We start from the raw sequence: 1749 nt of genomic DNA, 5'->3' as shown, positions 1-1749 counted from the left end.
CAGCGAAACAATCAGCTCCAGCGAGCGCTCCAGTGCGATGGCCACGCGCGAGTCGGTGGACACACCCAGGCCGCGCAGGTGATGCGCGAGCTGATTGGCACGCTCATCGAGCTGCCGGTAGGTGAGCGTCGAGTCCCCGAACTCGACCGCGACCTTGTTGGGGAATCGGGCCACCACCTGCGCGAAGACCTCGGGCAGGGTGGATGCACGTGGGTACTCGGAGGCGGTGGCGTTCCAGTCCACCAGCACCTGTTGGCGCTCGGCCTGCGTCAGCAGGGGCAGGGACGCGAGAGCCGCATCGGGCCGGGAGACGAGGGCCTCCACCAGCATGCGGAAGTGCTCCGCCATGCGCTCGGCGGTGACACTCTCGAACAGGTCGGTGTTGTAGCCCAGGGTGCCCAGGAAGCCCTCCTGAGACTCGGACAGGACCAGCTGCAGCTCGAACTTGGCGACGGCGGAGTCCTTCACCTCCACCGGGTAGAGCGCCAGCCCCCCATCCCGTACCGTGGGCATGGGCGTGTTCTGCAAGGCGAAGAACACCTGGAAGAGCGGGCCGCGGCTCAGGTCCCGCGTGGGCTGCAGCTCCTCCACCAGCCGTTCAAAGGGCACGTCCTGGTGCGCGTAGGCACCCAGGGCGGTCTCCTTCACCTGCCTCAGCAGATGGTGGAAGGAGGCCCCCGGCTCCACCCGGGCGCGCATCACCAGTGTGTTGACGAAGAAGCCGATGAGCCCCTCCAGCTCGCCCAGATGCCGGCCGGCGATGGGCGAGCCGACGGAGATGTCCTGCTGGCCCGAGTAGCGCGACAGCAGGACCTGCCACGCGGCGAGCAGGGCCATGAAGGGCGTGGCCCCTTCGCGGTGGCACAGCTCCTTGAGCCGCTCGGATGTCGCGGGCGAGAGCGCGATGGGGACCTGCGCACCGCGGAAGGTCTGCACGGGCGGGCGGGGCTTGTCCGTGGGCAGCTCCAGCGGGGAGAGGCCGGAGAGCTGCTGGCGCCACCAGCCGAGCTGCTCATCGAGCACCGCACCCTGGAGCCACTGGCGCTGCCACACGGCGTAGTCGGCGTACTGGAGGGGCAGGGGCGGCAGGGGCGAAGGCCTGCCCTGGGCGAAGGCTTCGTAGAGCGCGGCCACTTCACGCACCAGCACGCCCATGGACCAGCCGTCCGAGACGATGTGGTGCATGTTGAGCGCCAGCACATGCGTGGCCGGGCCCAGCCTCCACAGGCCGGCACGCACCAGCGGCCCCCTCGCGAGGTCGAACGGGCGCAGCATCTCTTCCCGGAGCTGCCGGCGGAGCTCCGCCTGGGCGGCTTCCGGTGAGAGCTGGCTCAGCTCCACCAGCTCCAGCGGCAACCCGGCATCGGGCGCGATGTGCTGGAGCGGCTGACCGTCCCGCTGGATGATGGTGGTGCGCAGCGCCTCGTGACGGTGGACCAGCTCGACGAGCGCGCGCCGCAGAGACTCCACATCCAGCGGTCCTTCCAGCCGCAGGAACGTGGGCATCGTGTACGTGGCGGTGCCAGGCTGGAGCTGGTCGATGAACCACAGCCGCTGCTGGGCGAAGGACAGCGGCAGTGGGCCCGTGCGAGGCACGGGCAACAGCGGCGGGCGCTCCACGCCCCGATCGGACTGCATCGCCTGTTCGATGCGTCCCGCGAGGCCGGCCACGGTGGGGGCCTCGAAGATGGAGCGCAGAGGCAGCTCGAGCGCGAAGGACTTGCGGACGCGGGAGATGAGCTGTGTGGC

At 69.9% G+C, this 1749-nt stretch carries 1 protein-coding gene; it reads right to left on the bottom strand.

Annotated elements, in window-relative coordinates; genetic code table 11:
- Window positions 1–1749: condensation domain-containing protein (locus tag K8638_RS44110; protein ID WP_223760797.1), on the bottom strand; the 1749-nt coding region annotated here is incomplete at both ends.

Origin of the sequence: Myxococcus sp. RHSTA-1-4 (genome assembly GCF_020037125.1) — a bacterium.
GTDB lineage: Bacteria > Myxococcota > Myxococcia > Myxococcales > Myxococcaceae > Myxococcus.
The sequence above is the reverse complement of the archived record's forward strand: the minus strand, read 5'-3'. Positions and strand labels throughout refer to the sequence as shown.